Source organism: Plantibacter sp. CFBP 8775 (assembly GCF_014839505.1).
Classification (GTDB): domain Bacteria; phylum Actinomycetota; class Actinomycetes; order Actinomycetales; family Microbacteriaceae; genus Plantibacter; species Plantibacter auratus.
Genome location: NZ_JACYNV010000001.1, coordinates 2,420,706 through 2,434,956, shown reverse-complemented (window position 1 = coordinate 2,434,956; position 14,251 = coordinate 2,420,706). Strand labels below are relative to the sequence as shown.

Below are 14,251 nucleotides of genomic sequence, written 5' to 3'. Positions count from 1 at the left end.
GCAGGGCGCTCAGTGGGCTGCGGCGTCCCAATCGTGCCCGCGGCCGATCTGGACCTCCAGGGGTACCGACAGCTCGGCGGCACCGGCCATCTGCGCTCGGACGATGCGCTCCAGGGCGTCCCACTCCCCCTCGGCGACCTCGAAGATCAGTTCGTCGTGCACCTGCAGCATCATCTGCGAGCTGAGGGATTCAGAGCGCAGCTCGGACTCGATGCCGATCATGGCGCGTTTCATGATGTCGGCGGCCGAACCCTGGATCGGGGCGTTCAGCGCCTGGCGTTCGGCGTTCTCCCTGACCAGTCGGTTGGGGCTCGAGAGCTCGGGGAAGAGCCTGCGACGACCGAAGATCGTCTCGGTGTAGCCGTCGAGTTTAGCCTGCTCGACGACGTTGCGCAGGTAGTCACGGACCGCACCGAAGCGCTCGAAGTAGTCGACCATGAGCTGCTTCGCCTCAGCGCTCGAGATCCGCAGCTGCTTCGAGAGCCCGAACGCGCTCAGACCGTAGGCGAGTCCGTACGACATCGCCTTGACCTTGTTGCGCATCGCGGGGGTCACGTCCTCGGCGGCGACGCCGAAGATGCGCGCGCCGACGAAGCGGTGGAGATCCTCGCCGGACTTGAACGCCTCGATGAGGCCGGCATCGCCGGAGAGGTGCGCCATGATCCGCATCTCGATCTGCGAGTAGTCGGCGGTCAGCAGGGTCTCGTACCCGGAGCCGGCTTGGAAGGCGGCGCGGATGCGGCGTCCTTCCTCGGTGCGCACGGGGATGTTCTGCAGGTTCGGGTCGGTCGAGGAGATCCGACCGGTGCTGGTCCCGATCTGCACGTACGTCGTGTGGATACGGCCGTCGGGCGTGATCGCCTTGTCGAGCGTCTCGACGATCTGGCGGAGCTTCGTCGCATCACGGTGCTCGAGGAGGAGCCCCAGGAACGGGTGCGGGCTCTTCTCCTGGAGATCGGCCAGGGCGCCGGCGTCCGTCGAGAAGCCCGTCTTGTTGGCGCGTGTCTTCGGCATGGCGAGCTGGTCGAAGAGGACCTCCTGCAGCTGCTTCGGTGATCCGAGGTTGACCTCGCGGCCGATCTGCTCATACGCGTTGCTCGCGAGCTCTGCTGCCCGGTTCCCGAGCTGCTCGGACAGGCCGCTCAGGATGTCGTGGTCGACCGTCACGCCGGTCAGCTCCATGTGGGCCAGCACCTGGAGGACCGGCAGTTCCATGTCGAGCAGTACGCCGAGCGACCCGGCGTCGAGCGCCGTGCGGGTCGCCTCGGCGACCCGGAGGGCGTACCAGGCGGTGCCGCCGGCACCCACGGGGTCGGTCTCGGGGACGAGCTGGTTCGGGTCGGCGACGGGCATCGTCTCGTCGAGATAGCGCGTGATGAGGTCGGCGATGGTCTTGTCGCCGCCGCTCGGACGCAAGAGCCAGCCGGCGACCGCGGTGTCGTAGCCGAGTCCGCCGACCGTCAGGCCGGCGCGCGTGACCGCCTGGAGCTGTGGCTTGGCGTCGTGCATGATCTTCGGGGCGTCGCTCGCCAACCACGCTTCGAGCGGGGCGTAGTCGGCTTCGCCGGGACGCCAGGCGAGCGAGACGATCTCCGTGGGCGTCGCGAGGCCGGCTGCGACCGGCAGGCCTCCGTCGAGGTCGAGGTGGAGACCGATCCCGGCGGGATGTGCGGCGACGGCACGGGTGATCCACGCCTCGAGCTCTTCGTCGAGCAGCTCCTTCTGCGGCGGCATGACCACGCCGCCCGCCTGCGGTGCGGACACATCCGTGTTGGCCTCGAGTCCGTCGAGTTTGAGGACCCGATCGAGCAGCGTGCGGAACTCGAGCCGCCCGAAGACGGCCGCCACCGCGTCCGCGTCGATCGGTCGGCGTTCGAGGTCCTTCGGTCCGACAGGCAGTTCGACGTCGGTGAGGAGCCGGTTGAGGCGGCGGTTGCGGACCGCGTTCTCCTTGTGCTCGCGGAGGCTCTCCCCCACCTTGCCGGTGATCTCGTCGGCGCGCTCGAGGATCTGCTCGAGGGAGCCGAACTGGTTGAGCCACTTCACGGCGGTCTTCTCGCCGACCTTCGGGATGCCCGGGAGGTTGTCGCTCGTCTCACCGACGAGCGCCGCGATCTCCGGGTACTGCTCCGGCCGGATGCCGTAGCGCTCGAAGACCTTGGCTCCGTCGTACCGGGTGAGCGCGGAGACGCCCTGGCTCGACGGGTACAGCAGGGTGACGTCGTCGGTGACGAGCTGGATGGTGTCGCGGTCGCCGGAGACGACGAGCACGCGGAAGCCGTCCTCAGCGCCCTGCTTGGCGAGGGTGGCGAGGATGTCGTCGGCCTCGTAGTCCTCTTTGCTGATCGTCGTGATGTTCATCGCCTTGAGCGCTTCTTCGAGCAGCGGCACCTGCCCCTTGAACTCCACCGGGGTCTCACCGCGCGTGCCCTTGTACTCGGGGTACTCGCGGGTGCGGAAGGAACGGCGCGAGATGTCGAACGCCACGGCGATGTGGCTCGGGTTCTCGTTCTTGAGCAGGCTGATCAGCATGGAGATGAAGCCGTGGATGGCGTTCGTGTGCTGACCGTCGCGGGTTTGGAAGCTGTCGACCGGCAGGGCGTAGAACGCCCGGAATGCGAGCGAGTGGCCGTCGACGACGAGGAGGGTAGGCTTTTCTGATTCCGACACGCGCCCAGCCTACAAGCCGGTGCCGACACGGCTCAGGCCCGATCCGAAGGTGGACATGACGAACGAGACCGACGACGCACTCGAGTTCCTGCGGACGAGGGGCAGCGGCGCACTCGCCGCCAAGATGGGCATCGAGTTCACGGAGTTCACGGTGCAGCGATCCGTCGCCACCATGCCCGTCGAGGGCAACACCCAACCCGCGATGCTGCTGCACGGTGGGGCGTACGTCGTGCTCGGCGAGTCCCTCGGCTCGATGGCCGCCAACCTCTTCGCGGGCCCGGGCAAACTCGCGGTCGGCATCGACATCAACGCGACGCACACCAGGTCCGCCACCGAGGGCCTCGTGACGGGTGTCTGCACCCCGATCCACCTCGGTCGCTCGCTCACCGTGCACGAGATCGCCGTCAGCGACGAGCAGGGACGACGGTGCTCCACGATCCGCATCACGAACCTCATCAAGGACGCACCGACCGGCTGACGAGCCCGGCACCGGACACAGCAGAGCGGCCCGCCCCCGAGGGGACGGGCCGCTCTTGCGACGAGGGAGGAGCGCTACTTCTTGGCGCTGAGCTGCTCGATGATGGCCTGCGCGACATCGTGCATGGTGAGGCGACGGTCCATGGAGGCCTTCTGGATCCAGCGGAACGCCTCGGGCTCGGTGAGGCCCATCTTCTCGTTGAGGAGGCCCTTCGCCCGGTCGACGAGCTTGCGGGTCTCGAAGCGCTCGACCATGTCGGCGACCTCGGCCTCGAGGGTGATGATCTGCTGGTAGCGCGAGAGGGCGATCTCGATCGCGGGAAGGAGGTCGTTCGGCGTGAACGGCTTCACGACGTAGGCGAGGGCGCCTGCCTCGCTCGCCCGCTCGACGAGCTCCTTCTGGCTGAAGGCCGTGAGGAGGACCACCGGGGCGATGTGCGCCTTACCGATGCGCTCGGCCGCGGAGATGCCGTCGAGCTGAGGCATCTTGACGTCCATGATCACGAGATCCGGACGGAGTTCCGTCGCGAGGGCGACAGCGGTCTCGCCGTCGCCGGCCTCGCCGACGACCTCGAAACCGTTGTCGCGGAGGATCTCGACGATGTCGAGGCGGATGAGGGATTCGTCCTCAGCGACGACGACGCGCCGTGGGGCTGCGGGAGGGGTCTCTTGCTCGGTCACCCTCAAATCCTACGGTACTCTGATGCAGGTTGCTGTTCGCCGTGCGGCGGACGCGCCGGTGTGGCGGAATGGCAGACGCGGAGCACTCAAAATGCTTTGTCGAAAGACGTGTGGGTTCGAGTCCCACCACCGGTACCGCGATGAGTGAGAAAGCCCTCCGGGCGCACTCAACATGCTTTGTCGAAAGACGTGTGGGTTCGAGTCCCACCACCGGTACTCTCTTCATCCATTTCAGGCCCGGACTCAGGCTCCGGACTCAGCCCGTCCAGGCTCCGACGACTCGTGAACCGCGCCCGATCGTCAAGCCCCTGCGGGAGGTGTCGGCGACGCCGTAGCGTACCGTCGAGAGCACGGCGTACCTCACGTCGTCCGACACGATGGGACCCGACACCATGACCGCAGAGCACACCGACCCGCGCCAGGACGTCCACGACGCCAGCACCGACGACCGGCTCCAGGGCATCCTGGTGCAGGTCGCAGCAGACCGGTCCCTCACCCCGGACCTCGACGTCCGGGCAGCGCTGGCGGACCGTCTCAGCGACCAGGGCATCGACGTCGACGCCGCTGAGCTCGACCGTCTCGTCGGCTCACTGCCGGGTCAGCCCGGCGAAGAGCCCGGACCGTTCCTCACGGACGGCGCGACCTCGGCTGACGGCGCGAACTGATCAGAAGCCGCGCTCGACGGCGGCGGCCGGACCGTCGGCCTCTGTCGTCAGCTCCGGTCCGCCGACGGCGTCGCCCGTCCACGTGTCGACCCGCCAACCGGTCGTCGTGTCCCCGTCGACGATGATGACGCCCGTGTTCGTGATGGGGTGCGTGCCGATGAAGTGCCCGTCGACGTTCGCCCCGCGCAGCCCGAGCCAGGACCGGAGCATCGCTCCGTGGCTCACGACCACCACGCTCTCCAGTCCGAAGCCCTCGAGCTCCTCGATCACGGCGTCGAAGCGCGCGAACACCTCGTGGCCGTTCTCGCCGCCCGGCATCCGGGTGTCGAGGTCGCCCATCGCCCACGCCACGATGGTGTCGATGTAGACCTGGACGGCCTCGGGCGACCCGAGCATCTCGTTGTCGCCGGCGCTGATCTCCCGGAGTCCGTCACGGACGATCACGGGAAGCCCACTGACTTCGGCGACGGGTGCGGCGGTCTGTTGCGCCCGCACCGCGGTGGAGGCGTAGACCGCGTCGATCCGCTCCCCCACGAGCGCTTTGGGGAGGGCGGCCGCCTGCGTCTCGCCGAGTTCGGTGAGGACGGCCCCGGGGATCGCGGTGTCGAGCAGGCCGGCGACGTTGGACGAGGTCTGACCGTGTCTGATGAGGATGAGGCGCATACCTCCAGGGTAGGCGAGCGACCGGACGGCGGTCATCTCCCGGTGCGGAGTGTGCCGGGATCAGCTGCGCGGGGTCCACTGCGGTTCGGCGCTCCCCAGGACCGCCGCCGGGGACGCGTGGTCGTCGAAGGCGCTGAGCGCGGGGCGGGCCGTCGTCACCGCACCGTGGGTCACCAGGCACCGCGCTCCCGGGAGATCGGACGGCGGGCGTTCCCCGGATCGTGGCAGTCGCTGGAGCGCCGCACCGACGCGCGCGAGCGACACCGACGACCGGCCGGCATCACCGCCGCCGACGACCGCCGCCACGTCGTCGACGATGGCCGCCGCCAGCAGGTATCCCGCGCTGTGGTCGAGCGCCTGAGCCGGCAGGGCACCCGGGGCGCCGTCCTCCCCTTCGACCAGCGCGATGCCCGTGGCGGCCTGGACCAGGCTGTCGAAACCGCGTCGATCACCCCAGGGCCCCGTCGTACCCCAGGCGTCGACGGAGCCGGTGACCAGACCGTCGCGACCTCGCAGACCGAGGCGCTCGAGGGCGTTTGGCCGGTACCCCGTCACCAGGATGTCGGCCTCGTCGCTCAGCGTCTGCAGTGTCGCGAGGCCGCGCGGTGTCGACGCGTCGAGGGTCGCCGTCCGCTTCCCCTGGCCGCTGTCGGTGTGCTGCCACGGGATCTCGGGGACCTGCGGTGGATCCACGCGCAGGACGTCCGCGCCGAGGAGCGCGAGGGTCCTCGTGGACACCGGACCGGCGATCACCCGCGTCAGGTCGAGGACGCGGAGGCCGCGCAAGGGGTGTCTCCTCGTCGGCCGCACCCACGAGGCGCTCGCCGAGCCGACGGAGCCGCCATGACGCCTGACGAGCGGTCCATCACCGACGGCGGCCTGTGGTGTGGACGACCACTCGGCAGCGCTCCGGACGGCGACGAGGAGTGCGCCGACTCCCGCGGCCTCCGATTCCAAGTCGAGAGCCGAGCGGGAGGCGATCGCCGAGGCGAGCTCTGCGCGGGTGGCCTCGTCGCCGATCCCGAGCATGGCGCTCAGGCGGCGGCGATGGTGCGGGTAGTTCGCGTGCGTGCGCACCCAGCCGTCTGCCGCGGCGAAGAAGCCGGACAGTGGCGCGAACGCGTCCACGGCTGCTCCGTCGATCCGCAACAGGCGGTCGCTCTGGTAGGCCGCGGCGATCCGCTCGAGGTCGAGAGCCGTGTGCAACGGCTCGTACCCGAGGGCGATGCGGAGTCGGTCGGCGGCATCCTCCACGGCGCCGACGGCGACCGCGGCGAGCTCCAGGACGGCGAATCGGGAGGCCAGGAGTCCCGCCGCACCGGTCGCCTCACGGTCGACGCCTCCCGGCTCCAGGCCCACTGCGCTGCGGAGGGTGTCGTCGACGAGGACGGAACGGTTCATGGGGATCAGGCTAGACCCACGGCGTCCGGAATCGCGGTGCCACCGCACCCCCGGCGGACGACGAAGGCCGTGGTCCCCGTACGGGAGGACCACGGCCTTCGCTGCTGTCGACGACTAGAGGACGTCGCCCACCTTGTGGACGCGGATGTCGTTCGTCGTCCCGGGGATGCCGGGAGGGGAACCGGAGATGATGATGACCGGCTCACCGACGGCGGCCTTGCCCGTGGCGACGAGGACCTCGTCCACCTGGGCGACCATCTGGTCGGTGTGCGTCACGCGCTCGACGACGAAGGACTCGACGCCCCAGTTCAGCGCCATCCGACGACGGATGGCCGGGTCGGGCGTGAACGCCAGGATCGGGATCCGGTTGCGGAGACGGGCCATGCGGCGGACCGACTCCCCCGACTCCGTGAAGACGCAGAGGAACTTCGCCTCGACGAAGTCCGCCACCTCGACGGCCGCCAGCGTGATCGCTCCGGCCTGGGTGCGCGGCTTCGTGCCGAGCGGCGGAACGCGGTCGAGACCGTGGATCTCGGTCGACTCGACGATACGGGCCATGGTCTGGACCGTGATCACCGGGTAGGCGCCGACACTCGTCTCGCCACTGAGCATGACCGCGTCAGCACCGTCGAGCACCGCGTTCGCGACGTCGGAGGTCTCCGCGCGGGTCGGGATGGGGCTGGAGATCATCGACTCGAGCATCTGCGTCGCGACGATGACCGGCTTCGCCATGCGGCGAGCGAGCTCCACCGCGCGCTTCTGCACGATCGGGACGGCCTCGAGCGGGAGCTCGACACCGAGGTCGCCACGGGCGACCATGATCGCGTCGAACGCCTCGACGATGCCCTCAAGGTTCTCGACGGCCTGCGGCTTCTCGATCTTGGCGATCACGGGGACCTTGCGGCCCTCCTCCGCCATGATCTCGTGGACACGGTCGATGTCGGCCGCGTCGCGCACGAACGAGAGGGCGATGAGGTCGGCGCCGAGACGCAGTCCCCAGCGGAGGTCCGCTTCGTCCTTCTCGCTGAGCGCGGGGACGTTGACGGCGACGCCGGGGAGGTTGATGCCCTTGTTGTTCGATACCGGGCCGGCGACGATGACGCGCGTGGTCACGACGGTGTCGTCCGCTTCAACGACCTCGACCTTGACCTTGCCGTCGTCGATCAGGAGGAAGTCGCCCGGCTTGACGTCCTGGGGCAGGCCCTTGAACGTCGTCGAGGAGATCTCCTTGGTGCCGAGGATGTCCTCGGTCGTGATCTTGAAGATGTCGCCGACGGCGAGGTCGTACGGGCCGCCCTCGAACTTGCCGAGGCGGATCTTCGGGCCCTGCAGGTCGACGAGGACGGCGACGGCACGGCCGGAGTCCTCGGTGGCCTTGCGCACGTTGGCGTAGATGGCCTCGTGCACGTCGTAGCTGCCGTGGCTCAGGTTCATCCGGGTGACATCGACCCCCGCATCGATGATGGCCCGGATGTTCTCATAGCTGGAGACTGCAGGCCCCAGCGTTGCGACGATCTTGGCTCGTCTCATGTGTGTGTGTTCTCCATGATTTCTGCGCGCGAGGCGCTTCGGTACTCACTGCTCGGCATGATGCGTCCGACGCTTGTCGTCCGCTTGAAAGCCTAGAGGGAGATGGGCTGGTCCGTGGGACGGACCGGGAAGGGAAGCTGGGTCTCACCCTCGAGGTACTGGTCGACGGCCGCCGCCGCAGCGCGGCCCTCGGCGATCGCCCACACGATGAGGGACTGGCCACGACCGGCGTCGCCCGCGACGAACACGCCGGGCTGGTTGGTCTGGTAATCGCGCTCCCGTGCCACGTTGCCGCGCCCGGTGAAGGGGAGCTGGAACTGCGACTCGAGGGTCTCGCCCTCCGGGCCCGTGAATCCGAGCGCGAGGAGCACGAGGTCGGCCGGGATCTCACGTTCGGTGCCGCTCTTCGGCACGCGACGGCCGTCGACGAACTCCGTCTCGGCGACGCGGATCGCCCGCACCTCTCCGGCCTCGTTGGCGAGGAACTCGACGGTCGACACCAGGTACTCGCGGTTGCCGCCCTCTTCGTGCGCACTCGCGACCTCGAAGAGCGTCGGCATCATGGGCCACGGCTGGTGCTCGGGCCGCTCCCCCGCCGGCTGCGTGCCGATGGCGAGGTTCGTGACGGAAGCGGCACCCTGACGGTGCGCCGTGCCGATGCAGTCGGCACCGGTGTCGCCGCCGCCGAGGACCACCACGTGCTTGTCCTCCGCCGTGATCTGGTCGGAGACCATGTCGCCGGCGCCGACGCGGTTGGCCTGCACGAGGTACTCCATCGCGAAGTGGACCCCGGAGAAGTCACGACCGGGGATCGGGAGGTCGCGCGGCACCATGGCACCGGTGGCGATGACGACGGCGTCGTAGCGGGCGCGAAGCTCGTCCCAGCTGATGTCGACCCCGATGTTCACACCGGCGCGGAACCGGGTGCCCTCGTCCTGCATCTGCTTCAGCCGGATGTCGAGGTGCTTCTTCTCCATCTTGAAGTCGGGGATGCCGTAGCGCAGCAGACCACCGATGCGGTCGTCGCGCTCGTAGACCGCGACCGTGTGCCCCGCACGCGTCAGCTGCTGGGCTGCGGCGAGGCCGGCCGGACCGGAACCGACGACGGCGACCGTCTTGCCCGTCAGCCGCTCCGGCGGGTGGGACTCGACCCAACCGTTGGCGAACGCCTGGTCGATGATCGACACCTCGACCTGCTTGATGGTCACGGCGGGCTGGTTGATGCCCAGCACGCACGAACTCTCGCACGGCGCCGGGCAGAGACGACCCGTGAACTCCGGGAAGTTGTTCGTGGCGTGCAGCCGCTCGATGGCCGAGCGTCCCTCGCCTCGCCACATGAGGTCGTTCCACTCCGGGATGAGGTTGCCCAGCGGGCAGCCCTGATGGCAGAACGGGATGCCGCAGTCCATGCAGCGACCAGCCTGCTTGCGGACGGTCGCGGGGTCGCTCTGCTCGTAGACCTCTTTCCAGTCCATGATGCGGACCGGCACAGGCCGGCGCTTCGGGAGCTCGCGCTCCGGTACCTTCAGGAATCCCTTGGGATCAGCCACCGGTCACCTCCAGGATTCGGTTCCATACGATGTCGCCGTCGGGGTCGAGCCCCTCGTCGAGTGCGGTCTGTCGGGTCGCCAGGACTGCCGCGTAGTCACGCGGCAGGACCTTGACGAAGCGGGCGAGTGAGTCCTCGATGTCGGCGAGCAGGCGCGCGGCCAGCGGAGAACCGGTCTCCACGACGTGCCGCTCGAGGAGGTCGCGGACGATCTCGGCGTCGGCACTGTCGAGTTCGGACAGGGTGAGCTCCCCCGATGCGAGGGAGTCGCGGTTGACCTGGTCGTGTTCGAGGTCGAACACGTAGGCCGTGCCGCCGGACATGCCCGCGCCGAGGTTCCGGCCGGTCTGACCCAGGATGACGGCGAGACCACCCGTCATGTACTCGAGCGCGTGGTCACCGACGCCTTCGACGACCGCCGTGGCGCCGGAGTTGCGCACCAGGAACCGCTCGCCGACGATCCCGCTCAGGAACATGGTGCCCTGGGTCGCGCCGTAGCCGATGACGTTGCCGGCGATCACGTTCTCCTCGGGCGCGAAGGCTGCGCGCTCGGATGGCCGGACGACGATCTGTCCACCGGACAGGCCCTTGCCGACGTAGTCGTTCGAGTCGCCGATGAGCCGCAGGGCGATGCCGCCGGGGAGGAACGCACCGAAGGACTGCCCGGCCGAGCCGCGCAGGGTGATGTCGATGCTCCCTGCCGGGAGCCCGTTCTCGCCGTGTCGTCTGGTGACCTCGTGGCCGAGCATGGTGCCGACCGCCCGCTCCGTGTTGCGGATGGGCAGGTCGACCGAGAAGTGGCCGCCGTGTTCGAGCACGTCCGAGGCGGCCGTGATGAGCTGCTGGTCGAAGTGCTTCTCGAGCTCGTGCTCCTGCGGCCGGCGGTTGATCCGCGGCTCGTCGTCGGCGAAGACGGGACCCACGAGGACCGGGGCCAGGTCGAGCCCGGACGCCTTCCAATGGTCGATCGCCCGGTCGGCGTCGATCAGTTCGTTGTGGCCGATCGCCTCCTCGAGCGTCCGGAACCCGAGCTCGGCGAGGTACTCGCGCACCTCCTGGGCGATGAACTCGAAGAAGTTCACGACGAACTCCGGCTTGCCGGTGAACCGCTCGCGCAGCACCGGGTTCTGCGTCGCGACGCCGACCGGGCAGGTGTCGAGGTGGCACACGCGCATCATGACGCACCCGGAGACGACGAGCGGTGCCGTCGCGAAGCCGAACTCCTCCGCGCCGAGCAGTGCGCCGATGACGACGTCGCGTCCGGTCTTCATCTGACCGTCGACCTGCACCACGACGCGGTCGCGCATGTTGTTGAGCATGAGCGTCTGCTGCGTCTCGGCGAGACCCAGCTCCCACGGCGTGCCGGCGTGCTTCAGGGAGTTCAACGGGCTCGCACCGGTTCCGCCGTCGTGACCGGAGACCAGGATCACGTCCGAGAGCGCCTTCGCGACGCCCGCGGCCACCGCACCGATGCCGGACTGGCTCACGAGCTTGGTGTGGATCCGGGCTTTCGGGTTCGCGCGCTTCAGGTCGAAGATGAGCTGCTTGAGGTCTTCGATGGAGTAGATGTCGTGGTGCGGCGGCGGCGAGATCAGCCCGACGCCCGCAGTGGCGTGCCGCGTCCGTGCCACCCACGGGTAGACCTTCGTCGGCGGCAACTGCCCGCCCTCACCGGGCTTCGCACCCTGGGCGAGCTTGATCTGGATGTCGTCGGCGTGCGTCAGGTACATGCTCGTCACGCCGAACCGGCCGGAGGCGACCTGCTTGATCGCGCTGCGGCGCGTGGGGTCGAGGAGACGGTCGACGTCCTCGCCGCCCTCACCCGTGTTCGACTTGGCACCGATGCTGTTCATCGCGATCGCCAGCGTCTCGTGCGCCTCGCGCGAGATGGAACCGTAGCTCATGGCGCCGGTCGAGAACCGCTTCACGATCGACGCGACCGACTCGACCTCGTCGAGCGGGACGGGCGGCCGCGCACCGGCACGGAGCGTGAACATCCCGCGGAGCGTCATGAGCTGCGCCGCCTGGGAGTCGACCATGTGGGTGTACTCGCGGAAGATGTCGTACCGGCGCGTCTTGGTCGCGTGCTGCAGCTTGAAGACCGTCTCCGGGTTGAAGAGGTGCGGCGAGCCGTCGCGACGCCACTGGTACTCGCCGCCCGACTGCAGCCGCTCGTGGGCCGTCGATGCGGCGTCCTCGGGGTACGCGTACCGGTGACGCTTCGCGTTCTCCTCGGCGATCACCTCGATGCCGACACCGCCGAGCTTCGTCTCCGTACCGGTGAAGTAGCTGTCGACGAGCTGCTGGCTCAGGCCGACGGCCTCGAAGGCCTGTGCTCCGGCGTAGGAGGACACCGTGGAGATGCCCATCTTCGACATGATCTTGAGCACGCCCTTGCCGAGCGCCTTGATCACGTTCTTCACGGCCTGCTCGCGGGTGACGCCCTGGATGAGGCCGCTGCGGACGAGGTCCTCGCAGCTCTCCATGGCCAGGTACGGGTTGATCGCGGAGGCGCCGTAGCCGATGAGCAGCGCGACGTGGTGGACCTCGCGGACGTCGCCGGCTTCGACGACGAGCCCCACCTTCATCCGGTTCTCGGCGCGGATGAGGTGGTGGTGCACGGCCGCGAGCGAGAGCAGCGACGGGATCGGCGCGAGGTCTGAGTTCGAGTCACGGTCGCTCAGGACGATGAACTCGGAGCCGGCGAGGATCGCCTGGTCGACCTCGTCGCACATCTCGCGCAGGCGCGTCTCGAGTCCGGCCGAGCCGTCCTCGACGCGGTAGAGCGCCTTGACGGTCGTCGTCAGCGGGCTCGCCGGGTTCGGTTCGATGTGCTGGATCTTGGCGAGCTCGTCGTTGTCGATGACCGGGAAGTCGAGGACGACCTGCTTGGCGTGCTCCGGGCCCCACGAGAGGAGGTTGCGCTCCGGGCCGAGCCCGAGCTTCAGCGAGGTGACGACCTCCTCGCGGATCGAGTCGAGCGGCGGGTTGGTGACCTGGGCGAACTGCTGCACGAAGTAGTCGAACAGGAGCCGAGGGCGGTCGGAGAGCACCGCGATCGGGGTGTCCGAGCCCATCGCGCCGAGCGGCTCCGCACCGTTCTGACCCATGGGCTGCAGGAGGATGCGCACCTCCTCCTCGGTGTACCCGAAGGTCCGCTGGCGGCGGGTGACGGACGCCGGCGTGTGCACGATGTGCTCCCGCTCCGGCAGGTCGCTCAGGTTGATGCGTCCGGCGTCGAGCCAGTCGCCCCAGGGCGCCGATGCCGAGAGCTCGTCCTTGATCTCGTCGTCCTCGATGATCCGCCCGGCCTCGGTGTCGACGAGGAACATCTTCCCGGGGCGCAGGCGGCCCTTGCGCTTGACCCGGCTCGGGTCGACGTCGAGGACGCCGATCTCGCTGCCCAGGACGACGAGACCGTCGGTCGTCTCCAGCCAGCGACCGGGACGCAGGCCGTTCCGGTCCAGGGTCGCCCCGACGAGTGAGCCGTCCGTGAAGGTGAGGGCGGCCGGGCCGTCCCACGGCTCCATCTGCATCGAGTTGAACTCGTAGAAGTCGCGTCGCTCCTGCGACAGCCCGGTCTGCTTCTCCCAGGCCTCGGGCACCATCATCATCATGGCGTGCGGGAGGGATCGTCCGGTCAACGTCAGCAGCTCCAGGACCTCGTCGAACGAGGCGGAGTCGCTCGCTCCGGGCGTGATGATGGGGAGCAGCGGGCGGATGTCGCCGATGAGCTCGGACTCGAGCTGCGACTGCCGCGCGCGCATCCAGTTGCGGTTGCCCTCGACCGTGTTGATCTCGCCGTTGTGCGCCATCATGCGCAGCGGCTGGGCGAGCGGCCAGGACGGGAACGTGTTGGTGGAGTACCGCGAGTGGACGATGGCGAGCTTGGTCGCGAACCGCTCGTCGGACAGGTCGGGGTAGAACGGTTCGAGCTGGAGCGTCGTGACCATGCCCTTGTAGACGAGCGTGCGGCTCGACAGGGAGATGAAGTATGCCCCGAGCTCGCGCTCCGCCCGCTTCCGGAGTCGGAAGGCGAGTCGGTCGAGGGCGATCCCGGTCGGCGTCGACGCGCCGGACCCGGTGACGAACAGTTGCTCGAACGCCGGCATGGCCGCACGGGCGAGCTTCCCGAGCTCGTCGGCGTCGACCGGCACCTCACGCCAGCCGAGGACGGTGAGTTCCTCCTCGGCGGCGATCGCGGCGATGCGCGTCTGGAGCTGTGCGCGCTCGGAGGCGTCGGTGGGCAGGAAGGCGATGCCCACGGCGTACGCACCGAGCGGCGGCAGGTCGAATCCGGCGACGCCGCGGAGGAAGGCGTCGGGCATCTGGGTGAGGATGCCCGCGCCGTCGCCGGTCCCGGCGTCGGAACCGATCGCGCCGCGGTGCTCCAGGTTGCGGAGCGAACCGAGGGCCGCGTCGATGATGCTGTGCGAGGCCTCGCCCGTCAGGGTCGCGACCATCGCCAGGCCACAGGCGTCCTTCTCGTTCGCCGGGTCGTACATGCCCTGCTTGGGCGGAACCGAGCTGAACGAAGCGTACGGTGCATGCGCCATGGAATTACCGTCCTCACGAAAGGGGATCAGAAGGGGGACGTCGCTGGCCCTGGGACGAA

The 14,251-nt window shown here is 68.9% G+C and carries 9 protein-coding genes and 1 tRNA gene; 3 read left to right on the top strand and 7 right to left on the bottom strand.

Annotated features, from left to right (window positions below):
• Window positions 1-9 precede the first annotated feature (9 nt).
• Entirely contained in the window at window positions 10-2,670 is a 2,661-nt protein-coding gene (polA, locus tag IFR14_RS11490) for a DNA polymerase I (protein WP_137241666.1), read from the bottom strand.
• Window positions 2,671-2,725: 55 nt separating this feature from the next.
• On the opposite strand from polA, the gene IFR14_RS11485 reads away from it, so the two are divergent.
• Window positions 2,726-3,148 (top strand): hotdog fold thioesterase, encoded by a 423-nt coding sequence (locus tag IFR14_RS11485; RefSeq protein ID WP_137241667.1) that lies wholly within the window; start codon window positions 2,726-2,728, stop codon window positions 3,146-3,148.
• A 74-nt stretch (window positions 3,149-3,222) separates the two neighbouring features.
• Here the strand turns inward: IFR14_RS11485 and IFR14_RS11480 are convergent, their stop codons facing one another.
• Window positions 3,223-3,828 (bottom strand): ANTAR domain-containing response regulator, encoded by a 606-nt coding sequence (locus tag IFR14_RS11480; RefSeq protein WP_064296913.1) that lies wholly within the window; start codon window positions 3,826-3,828, stop codon window positions 3,223-3,225.
• A 54-nt stretch (window positions 3,829-3,882) separates the two neighbouring features.
• Here IFR14_RS11480 and IFR14_RS11475 point away from each other — a divergent pair.
• Together IFR14_RS11475 and IFR14_RS11470 are read left to right on the top strand one after the other, a co-directional pair.
• Window positions 3,883-3,963, top strand: a tRNA-Leu gene (locus tag IFR14_RS11475).
• A 257-nt stretch (window positions 3,964-4,220) separates the two neighbouring features.
• On the top strand, window positions 4,221-4,493 hold the full coding sequence (locus tag IFR14_RS11470) for a hypothetical protein (RefSeq protein ID WP_137241668.1): 273 nt from the start codon (window positions 4,221-4,223) through the stop codon (window positions 4,491-4,493).
• On the opposite strand, the gene IFR14_RS11465 is transcribed toward IFR14_RS11470, so the two are convergent.
• The 5 genes from IFR14_RS11465 to gltB all read right to left on the bottom strand — a co-directional run bounded on the left by IFR14_RS11465 (window position 4,494) and on the right by gltB (window position 14,192).
• Complete coding sequence (locus IFR14_RS11465) at window positions 4,494-5,156, bottom strand: histidine phosphatase family protein (RefSeq protein WP_191941112.1); 663 nt, start codon at window positions 5,154-5,156, stop codon at window positions 4,494-4,496.
• Between the two features lie 60 nt (window positions 5,157-5,216).
• Window positions 5,217-6,557, bottom strand: coding sequence for a CoA transferase (locus tag IFR14_RS11460; protein ID WP_191941111.1), 1,341 nt, complete (start codon window positions 6,555-6,557; stop codon window positions 5,217-5,219).
• 114 nt (window positions 6,558-6,671) lie between these two features.
• A complete protein-coding gene (gene pyk / locus IFR14_RS11455; protein ID WP_064296910.1) occupies window positions 6,672-8,087 on the bottom strand; it encodes a pyruvate kinase in 1,416 nt (471 codons plus the stop codon).
• A 92-nt stretch (window positions 8,088-8,179) separates the two neighbouring features.
• The gene (locus IFR14_RS11450) at window positions 8,180-9,637 is read right to left on the bottom strand and encodes a glutamate synthase subunit beta (protein ID WP_137241671.1); all 1,458 of its coding nucleotides are present in this window, start codon (window positions 9,635-9,637) and stop codon (window positions 8,180-8,182) included.
• On the bottom strand, window positions 9,630-14,192 hold the full coding sequence (gltB, locus tag IFR14_RS11445; protein ID WP_191941110.1) for a glutamate synthase large subunit: 4,563 nt from the start codon (window positions 14,190-14,192) through the stop codon (window positions 9,630-9,632). The genes IFR14_RS11450 and gltB overlap by 8 nt, the downstream gene beginning before the upstream one ends.
• Window positions 14,193-14,251: the final 59 nt, after the last annotated feature.